11 protein-coding genes and 1 pseudogene are annotated in these 14,814 nt (G+C 56.5%); 6 read left to right on the top strand and 6 right to left on the bottom strand.

From position 1 onward, the window contains the following. Positions 1 to 177: 177 nt before the first annotated feature. Positions 178 to 2,106 (bottom strand): S9 family peptidase, encoded by a 1,929-nt coding sequence (locus NW838_RS03420; RefSeq protein WP_414427502.1) that lies wholly within the window; start codon positions 2,104 to 2,106, stop codon positions 178 to 180. 373 nt (positions 2,107 to 2,479) lie between these two features. Here NW838_RS03420 and urtA point away from each other — a divergent pair, with 373 nt between their 5' ends. The 5 genes and pseudogenes from urtA to urtE all read left to right on the top strand — a co-directional run bounded on the left by urtA (position 2,480) and on the right by urtE (position 7,962). Further along, positions 2,480 to 3,754 carry an urea ABC transporter substrate-binding protein gene (gene urtA / locus NW838_RS03425; protein WP_011430744.1) on the top strand — a complete coding sequence of 425 codons (1,275 nt, stop codon included), beginning with the start codon at positions 2,480 to 2,482 and terminating at the stop codon, positions 3,752 to 3,754. Positions 3,755 to 3,858: 104 nt separating this feature from the next. Further along, a pseudogene (gene urtB / locus NW838_RS03430) lies at positions 3,859 to 5,015 on the top strand (urea ABC transporter permease subunit UrtB). 3 nt (positions 5,016 to 5,018) lie between these two features. Continuing rightward, entirely contained in the window at positions 5,019 to 6,227 is a 1,209-nt protein-coding gene (urtC, locus tag NW838_RS03435) for an urea ABC transporter permease subunit UrtC (RefSeq protein WP_414342394.1), read from the top strand. Positions 6,228 to 6,397: 170 nt separating this feature from the next. After that, positions 6,398 to 7,165: an urea ABC transporter ATP-binding protein UrtD gene (urtD, locus tag NW838_RS03440; RefSeq protein WP_414357517.1), complete on the top strand. Its 768-nt coding sequence runs from the start codon at positions 6,398 to 6,400 to the stop codon at positions 7,163 to 7,165. Positions 7,166 to 7,209: 44 nt separating this feature from the next. After that, positions 7,210 to 7,962 carry an urea ABC transporter ATP-binding subunit UrtE gene (urtE, locus tag NW838_RS03445; protein ID WP_414357518.1) on the top strand — a complete coding sequence of 251 codons (753 nt, stop codon included), beginning with the start codon at positions 7,210 to 7,212 and terminating at the stop codon, positions 7,960 to 7,962. A 51-nt stretch (positions 7,963 to 8,013) separates the two neighbouring features. On the opposite strand, the gene NW838_RS03450 is transcribed toward urtE, so the two are convergent. Together NW838_RS03450 and NW838_RS03455 are read right to left on the bottom strand one after the other, a co-directional pair. After that, the gene (locus tag NW838_RS03450; RefSeq protein ID WP_414357519.1) at positions 8,014 to 9,558 is read right to left on the bottom strand and encodes an ABC transporter ATP-binding protein; all 1,545 of its coding nucleotides are present in this window, start codon (positions 9,556 to 9,558) and stop codon (positions 8,014 to 8,016) included. Positions 9,559 to 9,617: 59 nt separating this feature from the next. Further along, positions 9,618 to 10,313: a cysteine hydrolase family protein gene (locus tag NW838_RS03455; RefSeq protein ID WP_011430738.1), complete on the bottom strand. Its 696-nt coding sequence runs from the start codon at positions 10,311 to 10,313 to the stop codon at positions 9,618 to 9,620. A gap of 191 nt (positions 10,314 to 10,504) precedes the next feature. Between NW838_RS03455 and mnmH the strand changes: the two genes are divergently transcribed. Continuing rightward, positions 10,505 to 11,569, top strand: coding sequence for a tRNA 2-selenouridine(34) synthase MnmH (mnmH, locus tag NW838_RS03460; RefSeq protein ID WP_414351992.1), 1,065 nt, complete (start codon positions 10,505 to 10,507; stop codon positions 11,567 to 11,569). On the opposite strand, the gene NW838_RS03465 is transcribed toward mnmH, so the two are convergent. The 3 genes from NW838_RS03465 to NW838_RS03475 all read right to left on the bottom strand — a co-directional run bounded on the left by NW838_RS03465 (position 11,562) and on the right by NW838_RS03475 (position 14,598). Continuing rightward, on the bottom strand, positions 11,562 to 12,365 hold the full coding sequence (locus NW838_RS03465; protein WP_414357520.1) for a M55 family metallopeptidase: 804 nt from the start codon (positions 12,363 to 12,365) through the stop codon (positions 11,562 to 11,564). The two genes, mnmH and NW838_RS03465, sit on opposite strands and share 8 nt — an antisense overlap. 192 nt (positions 12,366 to 12,557) lie before the next feature. Continuing rightward, the gene (locus NW838_RS03470) at positions 12,558 to 13,592 is read right to left on the bottom strand and encodes an adenosine deaminase (protein ID WP_414357521.1); all 1,035 of its coding nucleotides are present in this window, start codon (positions 13,590 to 13,592) and stop codon (positions 12,558 to 12,560) included. Between the two features lie 127 nt (positions 13,593 to 13,719). Then, the gene (locus NW838_RS03475; RefSeq protein WP_414357522.1) at positions 13,720 to 14,598 is read right to left on the bottom strand and encodes an isoaspartyl peptidase/L-asparaginase; all 879 of its coding nucleotides are present in this window, start codon (positions 14,596 to 14,598) and stop codon (positions 13,720 to 13,722) included. Positions 14,599 to 14,814: the final 216 nt, after the last annotated feature.

The following is a 14,814-nucleotide window of genomic DNA, read 5'->3' on the forward strand; positions in this document are numbered from 1 at the left end:
ATATTATACATTATTTTCAGTATAGTTGAGCTTATTATTGACTAGAGTCATGCTCCATCCGGGTTGGCTGGTAAGTCCATCATAGAGGGGCTGCTCTGTCGCGACAGCGTTGTGGAGCAACAATGGGCCATAGATGGGACGGGATCCCTTTCTATTCGACCCATTGAGCAGTCATCATCAGGTGTCCAAGTTCTCGATCCGAACCGGCTCAAGAGGTTCTGCCAGCGGAAACCCCAGAACCTGGGCATAAAAGTAAAGCTCTGCCTCCAAGGCCCGTTTGATGTTGGCCGCCTGGCGAAAGCCGTGTTGCTCTCCCTCGAAGGGCACATAGGCCACTGGGATCCCTTTGGCCCGTAGGGCTGCCACCATCCTCTCCGCCTGATTGGGGGGCACGATGGCGTCTTCCAAGCCTTGAAAGAAGATAACCGGACAATTGAGGCCCTCCAGGTGATGAATGGGGGAACGCTCCCGGTAGAGATCCCGCCGCTCTGGGTAGGGGCCAATGAGGCTGTCCAAGTAGCGAGACTCGAACTTGTGGGTCTCCTGGGCTAGGGCTTCCAGATCGCTCACCCCGTAGTAGCTGGCACCCGCCCGGAAGACCCTGTGGAAGGTCAAGGCCGCCAACGTGGTATAGCCGCCAGCGCTGCCCCCTTGAATGAGCAGCCGTTCCCCATCCACCTTGCCCTGTTCTGCCAAAAATTGGGATCCGGCGATGCAATCTTCCACATCTACCAGGCCCCACCGGCCTTTGAGAGCATCCCGATAGGCCCGTCCGTAGCCGCTGCTGCCCCGGTAGTTCACATCCAAAACGGCAATCCCCCGACTGGTCCAGTATTGGATCCCCAGGTTGAGCACGGCTGCCGTCGCCCCGGTGGGCCCGCCGTGGCTTTTCACCAGCAGGGGTGGCTTTTCGCCAGTGGGAGCAACAAAGTCGCGGTTCTTGGGGGGATAGAAGAAAGCATAGGCCACTGCCTTGCCGCCGCCGGTGGGAAAAACAATAGGCTCTGGGATCGACAGATAGTCGGGATCCACCGCCACGCTGCTGGAACGGGCCACCACTTCCACCTGTCCAGAAGGCAAATCCAAACAAACCAAGGCTATGGCTTCCGTCGGGGATCCGGCCAGGAAAGCGGCTTTTTCCCCACTCACCTGCAAACCGCTGATCTGGGTGTAGGGCAAGGGGATCCCTGCCAACTGTCCTGAATGGGGATCCAGATAAGCCAGATGAGACAGCCCGTCTTGTTCATAACAGGCCAGGATGCGCCCATCGCCACAGAAGCCGTAGGTGCTCAGGCCAAACACCCACTGCGGCTCTCCAAACTCCGCTTCCATAGGGCAGAGGGGAATGGGGCCCTGGGGATCCCAGCGATAGAGGTTCCACCAGCCGCTGCGATCCGAAACAAAGTAGAGATCCCCCTCCGGTGACCACTGGGGCTGGAAGATCGACTCGGCAGGGCCACCGGCCAGCTTTTGAGGTTCTCCCAAGCTGCCGTCAGGGTTCACCTCAGACCGCCACAGCTCTGTGCCGTCCCAGGGCATTTGGGGGTGATCCCAGGTCAGCCATACCAAGGTCTGGCCATCGGGGCTGAGGCGAGGGTTGGCATAGAAATTGTGCCCAGAGGCCAAAACGCGCTGGGATCCGCTTTCCAAGTCAATCGAGACAAGGCTGTTTTCCGGCTCTCCCTGGCGGCTGTGATCTTCCCGCACACAGAGGATGCGTCCACGCGCCCGATCCACCACCCCATCTGCATAGCGATAGGGGCCTGCTTCCGTCAGGGGCTGGGGATCTGAACCCGGCAGCAGGCGGTAGAGCCGTTGGTCAGCGAAGTTGCAAAAATACACTACCCCTGCCGACACCCAATAAGCTCCACCCCCATACTCATGCACCCGCGTCCGCACATTGAAAGGTGCCGGTGTCAGCTCCACCAGGATCCCGTCGGCAGAGCGCCGCATCAACACATTGCGCCCTTTTTCTTGCGGGCGGCCCTCCGTCCAGTAGAGATCCCCCTGATCCCAAACCATCTGTCCCAAGCGCAGGGATCCCGTCACCACCAGGTCAGCGGTAATCGGGGATCGCCAAGATCCATAGCCGGCCTGCTGCACCATAGGCTGTTAATTCTCCACCCCAGAACCCCTATTATGCCGGCAGCAAGGGATCCCTGCCTCTGCCTGCAGCCTGCGGGGAAAGGGCTCGGATTCTGGGAAAAGGTATCCCACGATACAATTCTCTCCGGGCCGAATGGGTTTGATGGAACACGTTAAGGCAACAGGGATGCACAACGCTTTCTCGACTGCAGGATTAGCCTTTTCCTCTGTTGAGGTTGGGAAGGCATTCGGTGAAAGCCTCAGCTGAGCGCAGTTGGGCAGGTTCAACACATGGGCGAGGTGATGAGCTAAGTGCTTCCCTCTGTTGGCCGGGCTGCTGCAACAACTGGACTTCTTAATACCCTTTGCACTCACTTCGTTTCGGAGATCACCGATGGCTCTATCATTTAATCGTCGTCAAGTGCTGAAAATGGGCGCTCTGGCCGGAGCCGGGGCTGCCCTAGGGCCGCAGATCTGGGTGAAGCGATCCGTGCCCGCCTACGCCCAGGGAGAGACCATCCGCGTTGGCATTTTGCACTCCCTTAGCGGCACCATGGCCATTTCAGAAACCAGCGTGGTGGATGCGGAAAAGCTGGCCATCAAAGAGATCAATGCCGCCGGTGGGGTTTTGGGCAAGCAGATCGAGCCGATTATCGAGGATGGGGCTTCCGATTGGCCAACCTTTGCCGAGAAAGCCACCAAATTGATCGATGTGGACAAGGTGGCAACGGTATTCGGCTGCTGGACTTCGGCCAGTCGCAAAGCGGTTTTGCCGGTGTTTGAATCCAAGCAGCACCTGCTCTGGTATCCCGTGCAGTACGAAGGACAAGAGTGCTCCAAAAACATCTTCTACACCGGCGCTGCCCCCAACCAGCAGATCGAGCCTTCGGTGGAATGGCTGCTCAAGAACAAGGGCAAAGAGTTCTTCCTGGTGGGATCCGACTACGTGTTCCCCCGCACGGCCAACACCATCATCAAGGCCCAGTTGGAAGCCCTGGGGGGCAAAGTGGTGGGTGAAGACTATCTGCCTTTGGGCAGCACAGAAGTTACCCCCATCATCAGCAAGATCCGGGCCGCTCTTCCCAATGGCGGTGTGATCTACAACAGCTTGAACGGCGACAGCAACGTGGCCTTTTTCAAACAACTGGAAGGGGCAGGGCTGGGGCCAGATCGCTATCCTTCCATGTCCGTCAGCATTGCTGAAGAAGAGGTACAGGCCATCGGCCCCGAATTCTTGGAAGGGCACTTCGCCGCCTGGAACTACTTTATGACGGTGGATACGCCTGCCAACAAGAAGTTTGTGGAAGCTTTCAAGGCAGAATACGGCCAAAACCGCGTCACCAACGACCCGATGGAAGCCGCCTACATCATGGTTTACATCTGGAAGCAGGCAGTGGAAAAAGCGGGAACAGTGGAAATCGACGCCGTGCGGCAGGCAGCCTATGGCCAGACCTTTGATGCCCCAGAAGGCTTGGTAACCATGAACACCAATCACCACCTGACCAAGTATGTGCGGATCGGCCAGGTGCGCTCTGACGGTTTGTTTGATGTCATCTTTTCTACGGATGCCGTGGAGCCGCAGCCCTGGAACCAGTTTGTGGCAGAGACCAAGGGCTTTGCCTGCGATTGGTCAGATCCGGCCAAGGGCGGTCGCTACAAAGTCAGCTAGTCCTGGCCAGGGCTGGGATCCCTTGCCGTTTGGATAGGGTCGGGGATCCCGCCTAGATGCTCGGTTAGCCTCCCTAGTTTAGTTGGAAGGAGGATCCCCTGCCCATGACCTTGCTCCTGGACAGCTTGTTCAACGGCATTAGCATTGGCACCGTCTTGCTAATAGCCGCCTTGGGCTTGGCCATTGTTTTCGGCCTCATGGGGGTCATCAACATGGCCCATGGGGAGCTGATGATGTTGGGGGCCTACACCACTTTTGTGGTTCAAAATGCCTTTCGTCCCCTAGGGGATCCCTGGCGGGATCTGTACATCTTTCCAGCTTTGGTAGCTGCCTTTGCCGTCACTGCTCTGGTAGGGCTGGCCTTGGAGCGGGGGGTGATCCGCTTTTTGTATGGCCGACCCTTGGAGACCCTTTTGGCCACCTGGGGCGTGAGCCTGATCCTGCAGCAGTTTGTGCGCAGCGTCAATTGGGTGCTGGCTTTCCGCTTGGGGGCCTTCGCGGTGCTCTTTTTCGGCGGCTGGTGGCTTTTGTCCAGGCGGGCGGATTGGCCGCGTCTCAAGGGGTGGACGCTGGCGCTGCTGTTGGTGCTCTCCCGGCCATTGCAGCGGTGGGGGGGCGGGTGCTGGCGCAAACCTATGCTTTAGCAGTCACTCAACCCTGGTTTGGAGCCCAGAACAAAGATGTGACTGCTCCCCGTTGGCTGGGGGGTGGGATCCCGGTGGGCAGCCTGTTTTTGCCCAATACCCGCCTGTTTATCATCGCCCTCACTGTCTTCTGCATCCTAGGGCTGTACTTCTTCTTGCAGCGCACCCGCTGGGGGCTGCGCATCCGGGCGGTTACCCAGAATCGGGCCATGAGCGCCTGTGTAGGGATCCCTACGCAAAAGGTGGATGCCCTTACCTTTGCCGTCGGCTCGGGTCTGGCGGGAGTGGCCGGCGTAGCGGTCAGCCTGCTGGGATCCGTGGGGCCGAACACCGGCCAAAACTACATCGTGGATACCTTTATGGTGGTCGTGGTGGGGGGTGTCGGTAAGCTTTTGGGCAGCATTGTGGCAGCGCTTGGGATCGGGATTGCCAACTTTGTCATCGGTTCCGGGACGCTGGCTTTGATTTTTCCCAACGTGCCCATCCTGACCGATACCCTCAACTTTTTTGCCACCACGAGCATGGCCAAGGTGATGGTCTTTGCTTTGATCGTGGCCTTTTTGCAGGTGCGACCTCGGGGCCTTTTCCCCGAAAAAGGTCGTATGGTGGATGCCTAGGGAATGATCTCGCTTGGCGAAAACTCTAGGACCAGACTCTCCATCTTCTACTCCCTCACAAAGCCCATGAAACTGGTTCATTCCCCCCGTGCTGATCATGAAGTGGCTGCTCCCGCCGCGGGTGGGGATCCCAATTCTTCTCGCAAGCTTCTGTGGGAGGCCGGGATCCTCATCGTTTTGGTGCTGGCCTTGATCTTTGTGGCCCCAACTGTGCTGTCTGGCTTTCGGCTCAACTTGTTGGGGCGGTTTCTGGCCCTCAGCATTGTAGCTTTGGGAATCGACCTCATCTGGGGCTATACCGGCATGCTCAGCCTGGGGCATGGGGTGTTCTTTGCCTTGGGGGGCTACGCTCTGGGGATGCACCTGAAATTGCAATTGCCGGAAGGTCAGATACCGGAGTTTTTCAGCCTCTACGGGGTAACGGAATTGCCCTGGTTTTGGTATCCCTTTTATTCGTTTCCGTTTACGGCTGTTGCTGTGGTCTTGATCCCGGCTTTGGTGGCAGCAGCCCTGGGATATTTGGTGGTGAGAAATCGCATTCGAGGGGTTTATTTCTCCATTCTAACTCAGGCCACCACGATTATTTTCTTTAACTTCTTCAACGGCCAACAGCGCTTAATTAATGGCACCAACGGCCTGACCAACTTCCAGACTTTGTTTGGCCTGGATGTCAACTCGTCCGAGATGCGCTTCGCTGTCTATGTCACTACAGTTCTGGCGGTGGTTTTGGCTTACCTTCTCTGTCGTTGGCTGACCAGCGGCCTATTCGGTCGGATCCTGGTAGCCATTCGAGATGACGAGCCACGGGTTCGTTTTTCCGGCTACGATCCCACCGGCTTTAAAGTGCTGGTGTTTGCCGTGTCTGCTGCCCTGGCAGGCATTGCCGGAGCTTTGTTTACCTTGCAAACCGGGATCATCTCTCCCAATGCGATGGCCGTTCCCTTTTCCATTGAAATGGTGATCTGGGTGGCGGTGGGCGGTCGGGCCAGTTTGGTGGGGGCAGTGCTGGGGGCTCTGTTGGTCAACTTTGCCAAGAGCTTGCTGAGCGAAAATTTTCCGGAGATTTGGCTGTTTTTCCAGGGGGGATTGTTCCTGTTGGTGGTGCTGGTGCTGCCGGATGGACTGGTGGGTTGGGTGCGCACCCAAGGCAGGCAACTTTGGGTCACCGTTCAGCTTTGGCGCAGGCGTTTGGCAAATACTTCTCCAGCCTAAATCTGGCTTTCTCTTGAGGATGTCAGTTATGTGCAAGATATAAGTTTAAGGTAAGAGGATCCCATGGGTGAGCCAGCGATGCCAAGTTTCCTCTCCTATTTGATGGGTTTATTTGATGGGTTGAGAATCCGGTTTGACCTTTGGCCTTTCCGTTCTTGGATGTGATCCCCATGCTTACTGCAGCTCCCACCGCCACCCGACAAATTTTACAAACTCAGGATCTCACCGTCAGCTTTGATGGCTTCAAGGCTTTGGACAGGCTGAACTTCTCTCTGGAGGAAGGGGAGCTGCGGGTGGTCATCGGCCCCAATGGGGCAGGCAAGACTACGTTTCTCGATGTGCTGACGGGCAAGGTTAAGCCTACTCGAGGCCGGGTGCTGTTTAAAGGAAAAGATCTGACCAAGCTCAAGGAACATGAGATCTCGATTTTGGGTGTTGGGCGCAAGTTTCAGACGCCGCGGGTCTATCAAAACTTGAGCGTGCGAGAAAACTTGGAGCTATCCCTCAACCCTGACAAAAGGGTTTTTTCCACCCTACTTGGCAAAAAGCATCTGCGACAAGAAACGGATGCTCTTTTGGAAACCATTGGCCTCAGCCGTAAGGATCGGGTTCCGGCAGGGCTGCTTTCCCACGGAGAAAAGCAATGGCTGGAGATTGGCATGGTGATCGCTCAAGATCCGGATTTGCTGCTGCTCGATGAATGCGTAGCCGGGATGACAGATAAAGAAACAGAAGCTACAGGGGAGTTGATTCAATCCTTAGCCCAAAGCCACACCATTTTGGTGATTGAACATGACATGGTATTTGTCCGGCAAATTGCCCGTAAGGTTACTGTTTTACACCAAGGCTCGGTGCTGTGCGAAGGTACCTTTGAGGATGTGAAAAACGACCCGCGAGTTATTGAGGTCTATCTCGGATCCCATAAGGCGAAAAACTAAGCAAAAAGCTATAGCCCTGTTTTAACTGACCCATGCGCAGGCCCATGAATACGGAAAACGCGACCGCAACACAAAACTTATCCCGAGATGGATCCGGGCCTCTTCTGGAGGTCTCCGATTTGAGGGTTTACTACGGTCAGAGTTTAATTGTAAAGGATCTCTCTTTTAAGATCTTTCCCGGCCAAGCGGTCTGCCTTCTGGGTCGCAATGGCATGGGCAAAACCACCACGCTTAAAGCCCTGATGGGGCTTCTGAAAGACTGCACAGGCAAAATTGCTTTTGAGGGCCGTCCTATCAACCATTACCCTCCCAATTGGCGAGCCCGTGCCGGTATCGGCTATGTGCCCCAAGGTCGAGAGATTTTTCCCCGCTTAACGGTTGAGGAAAACCTGCTGGTGGGGTTAGAAGCGGCGCCGGACAAAGAACCAATTATACCTGAGTTTGTCTATGACCTATTCCCGATTCTGCGTTCTTTTCTTAAACGTCTGGGCGGGGATTTGAGCGGTGGGCAGCAGCAGCAGTTGGCGATTGCTAGAGCTTTGGTGGCGGAGCCCAAACTTTTGCTCCTGGATGAGCCCACAGAAGGGATCCAACCCTCCATCATCATCGAGATTGAAGAAGCCATCACCCGTATTCAAAAGGAGCGGGGCGTTTCGGTGTTGCTGGTGGAGCAGTATTTTGAGTTTGCCCAAAGCCTAGCCGATTATTTTTATCTCATGGAGAATGGATCCCTTATCATGGAGGGGCCGACCAACCAGATGGATGAAGAAAAAGTTCGGGCTCACCTCTCCATTTGAGGGGAAGCCATGTCATATTCACTGCTGATTACTTACCAAATCACTTAATGCTTAATGTCCGCCCATCTTGTGGCCAACTTCTTTGAGATCCACGCTGCTGATAGGACTTTCATAGACGATCCGACCGCCCGCCATCACCAGCAAACGATCGGAGAGCTTGAGAAGCTCGTCCAGATCTTCGCTGATCAGCAAGACGGCAACTCCTCGGTTACGAGCATCCACAATCTGCGAGTGAATGTAATCTACTGCCGCAAAGTCCAGACCAAAACAAGGATTGGCGGCGATCAAAATTTGTGGATCTCCGGCGAGTTCCCGTGCCAAAATGGCTCGCTGGACATTACCCCCCGACAGGTGGCTGATGGGAGTTTGGGCTGCAGGCGTTTTCACCTTAAATTGCTCGATTAACGCGCGGGCAGAGCGCCAAATCTCTTGCCAGATCAACATCCAACCTTTGGCCATAGGATCCCGGTCATAACGACGCAGGGCCAAGTTTTCGCCAACGCTCATGTTGGGGATCGAGGCATTTCTCAGAGGTTCCTCCGGCAAACAGCAAACCCGGTGGCGCACCATTTCTGCGCGGGTGGCCCTGTACAGTTGCCCGTTGATCTTGATCTGCCCGGCTGTAGCCATCCGCTGCCCGGCCAAGACTTCCATCAACTCCCGCTGGCCGTTGCCGGAAACGCCGGCAATTCCCACAATCTCACCTCCATGAACAGTCAGGGTCACCCCCCGCACAGCGGGCAAGCCATTGTCCTTGTCAGCCTGGATCCCTTCAATTTCCAGCAGAGGGGATCCCCCTTTGACCAAGGCTTTCTCCAACTGGATCTGCACCTGTTGCCGGCCCAGCATCATTTCGGCCATTTCTGCTGTGGATAAATCTTTCACTTGTCCATGGCCGGCCAGCTTCCCACGTCGCAACACCGTCACCTCATCGGCAAAGGCATTCACCTCGCGAAACTTGTGGGTAATGAGCAATACACTCAGGTCGCCAGCTTCCACCGAACGACGCACAAGGCCCAAGACTTCGTCGGCTTCCTCTGGCGTGAGCACAGAAGTAGGCTCGTCCAAGATCAGGATCTTGGTGTTCAAATAAAGCTGCTTGAGGATCTCGACCTTCTGCTTTTCTCCTGCCGATAGTTCGGAAACAAAAGCCCGCAAGTTGACTTGGAAAGGGGCTGTTTCCATAAAATCTGCCAGCTTTTTTTCCTCTTCTTTCCAGTCAATCACCAAAGGCAAATCTGGGCGGGCCAAGACCAAGTTTTCCGCCACAGTCATGGCGAGTACAGAGGTGAAATGTTGGTACACCATGCCAATGCCGTAGTGATAGGCATCCCGTGGGCTGTGGATGGCACGAGCTCGTTTATCAATGCAAACATCGCCAGAGTCAGCATGATAAAAGCCCATCACGCACTTGACGAGGGTGCTTTTCCCGGCTCCGTTTTCCCCAAGTAAGGCATGAAGGGATCCCGGCTTGAGTTTCATCGAGACGTGGTCTAGGGCCAACAGGGATCCAAATCGCTTGGTGAGGTTGACGACCTCCAGTTCCGGGGGGGCTTTCCGTGCTGTTGAGATTTCAGTTTGGGCAGTGGTAGTCATGGTTGGTCAAGATCTCCTGGTTTGGGTGTCTCACGTAAAGACACGTAAAGAAACGAGGTCTAGTCGGTTTTGAGTTCCTGAAGTACTGCTATCAGGGCACCTGAATCGGCAACTGCCCCGAAAACCCCCCCTTGCATCTGGATCATCTTCAGAGCAGCGAGATAATTTCCGTAGTCTGTGGCACCTGTGCAATCGGATAGCAACAAACATTCATAGCCCCGGTCGTTGGCTTCTCGCATGGTGGTGTGGACGCATACATCGGTGGTGATGCCCGTCAAGATCAGGTTTTGGATGCCTTTGCGCCTCAGGATTAAGTCCAGATCAGTGGCATAGAAAGCGCCTTTGCCCGGCTTGTCGATGATCACCTCCCCTGGCAGAGGAGCCAGTTCCGGGATAATTTCCCAGCCGGGTTCTCCTCGCACCAGGATGCGCCCACAGGGACCGGGATCCCCAATGCCTGCCCCAATGCGTTGACTGCGCCAGCGCTTGTTTTCCGGCAAATCTGATAGATCGGGGCGATGGCCTTCGCGGGTATGCACGATGAAAAAACCCAGGGCTCGCATTGCCGCCAAAACCCGTCGGATCGGCTCTATGGGGGCACGGGTGAGGGAAATGTCGTAGCCCATTTTGTCTACATAGCCACCTACCCCGCAGAAATCGGTCTGCATATCGATGACGATCAGGGCGGTGTTCTCAGGCCGTAAGTCACCGTTGTAGGGATAGGGGTAAGGTTCTGCCGCAATATAGGATCCCATAGCACCTCTGGCAAATCAATTCAATAAAGAGCAAAGAAAGAGCAAAAGCCCAATCAAGAGGGATATCCAACCCAAGCCTTCGGGTCACCCTGCGCTTGACCTCGGCTCTCCCAAGTTAAAGCTGGGGCGGTGAGCCTTGGCCAGAACCCTGCCAAGATAGAACACAGCTTGCCATTTCCATCCACAGGTTTGTGTCTCCTCCGATTCACTTCACTGCAGAGCCCTGGCTGCACACCTACAGCGAAATTATCGATGTGCGCTCTCCGGCAGAGTTCGCAGAGGATCATTGGCCGGGAGCCATCAACTTGCCTGTACTCTACGATACAGAACGGGCGGAGGTGGGCACGCTCTACAAGCAGGTGGATCCCTTTACAGCCCGCAAACGAGGGGCAAGCTTGGTGGCCCAGAACATCAGTCGCCACTTGCAAACCCATTTTGCCGATAAAGATCGCGATTACCGGCCCCTAATCTACTGCTGGCGGGGAGGGCAGCGCTCTGCCAGCTTGGCATTGGTGTTGTCCCAGGTGGGCTGGCAGGTTACGGTTTTGCAAGGTGGCTACAAAACCTACCGGGCCTGGGTGCGCCGGCAACTGCAGATCTTGCCCCAGGAATTTACCTACCGAGTGCTCTGCGGACCAACAGGGAGCGGCAAAACCCAGTTGCTTCACCATCTGCGCCAACAGGGATCCCAAGTTCTCGATCTGGAAAAGCTGGCCTGTCACCGGGGATCCCTCCTGGGGGCCGAGTGGGGGGTGCCACAGCCCAGTCAGAAGAGCTTTGAAAGTCAACTGGTGCAGGTTTTTCTCCAGTGGGATCCCGCCAAGCCAGTCTGGGTAGAAGCTGAGAGTGCCAAAGTGGGCCAGCTCCATCTGCCGCCTGCCCTTTGGCAAGCCCTTACCCAAGCCGACTGTGTCGAAGTGCAGTTGCCTCTAGAGGAGCGGGTGAAGGGGTTAATCGCCCACTATCCCCACTGGATTGCTCACCCCCAAGCGCTAAAGGGGAAATTGCTGCCTCTGAAGTCCCGTCTTGGCCAGGCCCGCCTGCAGCGTTGGTTTGAGCTGATCGACGCCCAAGACTGGCCGCAGTTTGTGCAGGAGTTGCTGGAGCAGCACTACGACCCCACCTATCGACACGGGCTGCAGCAAAACTTCAATCGCCTTCGGGCCCGGATTGAGCTGTCTGACCTTTCCGAGACCAGCCTCAGGGAAGCTGCTGCTCGCCTCATCCAGATGCCGCTTGGATCCCTGGCTAGGTGAGCACGATAAACTCCAAAGCCCGCAACACCTCAAACCACTCGGAAACTTCCAGCCGAACCGTGGAATCGGCAATCCACCGGCAGCCGGGATAAAAAGACTTGCGGTAGGCCCGAGCGGGATCCTTGTAGTCCACTTCCAATTGAAAGTGATCCGGCAGTGGGCGAGGACGGTAGGCCGACAGCCGCCTCAGGGATCCCTCTACACCTTGGCGGATGGCCCGCAAAACTTGCTGCGGATGTGGCGCAATGACCGACTGGCCCATTCCTTTGTGGGTGACCACCGTCTCGATGTGGGCGTCATAAGCTTTCGCTGCGGCACACACCTCCGCATCTCCGGCTACAAACACAACCGGGACTCCCTCATAGGCAGCCGTGAGGCTGACCAGGTGAAACTCGGCGATGGCCTGGCCGTTCAGCCGGATTTGGCTAACTTCGGTGGTGTAGGTGTGGGCGAGGGGGTTGGCAGCAGATCCGGCGCGGGCATGATAGCCGATTAGGAGCAGGGCATCGTAACTGCGATCCAACTCTTGCACCATACAGTAGGGGTGGCCGCTCCAGCCGCGGATGAGTTGCACCGGCTCCGGCAACCGTTCGGGGATGAGGTTCCGCCCTGAGTCATGGGCATCTTTGACTGTGATCTGCGTGGCTCCGGCAGCCAGGGATCCCTCACAAGCCGCGATCACTGCTCGGGTCATCTGCTCTCGGAATGCCTCGTAACCCGGCTGGCCGATGGTGGCCTCATCCCAATGGCTGATGCCGGCAATCCCTTCAATATCGGCACTGATATAGACCTTCATGCTTGGCTCAGTAGACTCAGCATTGGATTCTGTTGGGCTTCATCCACCCTCGGATGCCCCTCAGCATCGCTCTGGGCAAGGGATCCAAGCGGTTATTTCCCTTGCGAAAGCTGCCCCTGTCTCTGTTACGGATCCCTTCCCTATTCTCAAGAAGCTCGGATGAAGAATAAAGACTCCGTCCCGCTGAGGGGATCAGAGAGCCACCAAAGAAGCAGATACCCCCTGCTGTAACTCCGACAACAATGAGGCCGGACGCCCCTTGTAGGGCCAGGCAAAAGCGTGACGAAAGGCTGCTTCCTGGCAGTGTTTGAGCTGCTCGAAATCGATGATGTCGTGGGTTAGCAGGTTTTCGTACTCAAACGGCAGCCGCACATTGTGCAAGCCGGCGTTGTCGGTGCAGATGGCGATATCCACCCCCGCCTCAAAGCAGCGGTCAAAGACAATCTTGAGGGGCTCCAAACTGGGCAGGGTTCCCGTTTTTAGATAGGTGGTGGGACAAACTTCTAGGCATTGGCCTCGCCGCGCCAGCTCCGGCAGCAATTCTGGATAGTGGAGAGGGATCTGAATGCCGTGGCCGATCCGCGAGACATAGGGCAGTAACTGCGGGTAGCAGCCATCCAAAGTTTCGTACAGGTGGGCAGTGGTTTTCAGGCCGCGGGCCAGCGCATACTTGAACAGCTCAATCCACTCGTCCATCCGTTCGCCGTAGGGCTTGTCTCCTCCGGCCAGGTCGATGGCACACACATACTCCGACTCGGCGGCAGCTTCCACCATGGCTCGGTTGATGTGGCTGGGCAAGCGCGAGTGCAAACAGACGATCTGGGTGGTGACGATGGGATACTCTCGCTGTTGACTGGCTTGTCCTACCGTCTCGATTACCTGGCGCATCTGCTTGAGGCGCTCCGCCTCATCCAGGCTGGGATCCGTGCGCAGGTAGGGGGTGTAGCGAATCTCTAGGTAGGCCAGATCCTCAAAGATGTAGGCTCCCCGCAGCAGGCGGTAGATAAAATAGGGCAGGGTTTCCAGGGTCTGCACCTGTTCCACCAGCGTGTGCAGCTCCAGGTAATCCTCGAGGGTGTTGCGCGGGCGGGTGTAGAACTCCTCAAACTCGGCATAGGTGGGAAAGCGCTCTGCCAAAGGGGATCCCTGGCGGTGAAAATAGCGCCACAGAATTCGGGGGACAACCGAACCGCCCAAATGACGGTGCAACTCCGCGTGAAGTGCCATAAACGCTCTACAGTGGCCCGCCAGGGGGCAGACTTGGTTTGTTTAAGTACTATTTCTACTCTTATCCTACTCTTATCCAACCGCCTCAGGCTTGTCCAGGTCTAATCCCGCAAGCCCGGCTAGAAGTTTAGATCGTCAAGCCGATCCCCTGCCCATCGTGATAGGCGGCCAGCAGTAGGTCGGTGGTGGTATCCCAAGCAATCTCCCCCGAGCAGGATAGAGCGATGGCCCCAAAGGAGCGGCGACGTTGGCGGGCCTCTTGAAAAGACTTGGCCATGGCAGCCTTCAGGCTGAGGCCATCTTCCACTCGAATCACAATCCGCGCCGCCAAGCTCTCATCCAAAATATCTTCCCCGACACCAGTACAACTGACCCCCGCCGCCGCACTGGCATAGGTTCCCGCTGGAGTGGCCGAATCGCTTACTCGCCCCACCCGTTCAAACCCCCGCCCGCCGGTGGAGGTGCCGGCACAGATTTGCCCCTGTTGATCCAGCGCCACCGCCCCCACCGTGCCCATGGCCAGAGCAGTGAGAACCCTAGTTGGGGGATGGGTTTGGCGCAACTGCACCCACTCTTGAACCCGCTTGAGAGTGGCCGGGTCATAGACCGGCAACTGCAGCTCCCGCGCCAGCTCTGCTGCCCCTTGTTCGGCCACCACGCGATCCGGGCTTGATTGCAGAGCCTGGGCCATGAGGATGGGATGCTGAACTCGGCTGACGTTGATCACCCCGCTAAAAGACTGGGTGGCCCCGTTCATGAGAGCGGCGCTCATGCGGATTTGCCCATCCGATTGCAAGACCGACCCCGTCCCGGCATTGTAGAGCGGATCATCCTCCAGCAACTGGCAGGCATGCATCACCGCCGCCTCGGCACTCTGCCCAGCCAACAGCAGCTCGTAGGTGCTCTCCACCACCTGCTGCAGGGATCCCCTCACTTTTTCCAGGCTGCTTTCCCCTTCCAGGGCGCTGCCGGCTCCGCCGTGGATGATCAGTTTGGGCTGAGGCATGATGAGATCGGTTACCTTGTGAGAACAGTGGAAGACTATATTTTGATTTTCGGGTACAACATCCACCCATGCATCTGCTCCATCCCAGGGATCCCAACGCAAAGGGAGAGGGAGCCTTAAGATAATCCTGTAGATTTGCTAAGCATAGATACTCAAGGGCGATTCTGGTAAAGGGCTGTCGGATTGCAGCCGGCAGGGATCCCCCTGATGGTATGG

The organism is Synechococcus sp. R55.2, from assembly GCF_047462075.1.
GTDB lineage: Bacteria > Cyanobacteriota > Cyanobacteriia > Thermostichales > Thermostichaceae > Thermostichus.

What these genes read in the sequence shown, in the direction of transcription:
- urtA (WP_011430744.1), top strand. Translation starts at nt 2,480, where the DNA reads ATGGCTCTATCATTTAATCGTCGTCAAGTGCTGAAAATGGGCGCTCTG.
- urtD (WP_414357517.1), top strand. Translation starts at nt 6,398, where the DNA reads ATGCTTACTGCAGCTCCCACCGCCACCCGACAAATTTTACAAACTCAG.
- urtC (WP_414342394.1), top strand. Translation starts at nt 5,019, where the DNA reads ATGATCTCGCTTGGCGAAAACTCTAGGACCAGACTCTCCATCTTCTAC.
- NW838_RS03450 (WP_414357519.1), bottom strand. Translation starts at nt 9,558, where the DNA reads ATGACTACCACTGCCCAAACTGAAATCTCAACAGCACGGAAAGCCCCC.
- NW838_RS03475 (WP_414357522.1), bottom strand. Translation starts at nt 14,598, where the DNA reads ATGCCTCAGCCCAAACTGATCATCCACGGCGGAGCCGGCAGCGCCCTG.
- NW838_RS03420 (WP_414427502.1), bottom strand. Translation starts at nt 2,106, where the DNA reads ATGGTGCAGCAGGCCGGCTATGGATCTTGGCGATCCCCGATTACCGCT.
- NW838_RS03470 (WP_414357521.1), bottom strand. Translation starts at nt 13,592, where the DNA reads ATGGCACTTCACGCGGAGTTGCACCGTCATTTGGGCGGTTCGGTTGTC.
- NW838_RS03465 (WP_414357520.1), bottom strand. Translation starts at nt 12,365, where the DNA reads ATGAAGGTCTATATCAGTGCCGATATTGAAGGGATTGCCGGCATCAGC.
- urtE (WP_414357518.1), top strand. Translation starts at nt 7,210, where the DNA reads ATGAATACGGAAAACGCGACCGCAACACAAAACTTATCCCGAGATGGA.
- NW838_RS03455 (WP_011430738.1), bottom strand. Translation starts at nt 10,313, where the DNA reads ATGGGATCCTATATTGCGGCAGAACCTTACCCCTATCCCTACAACGGT.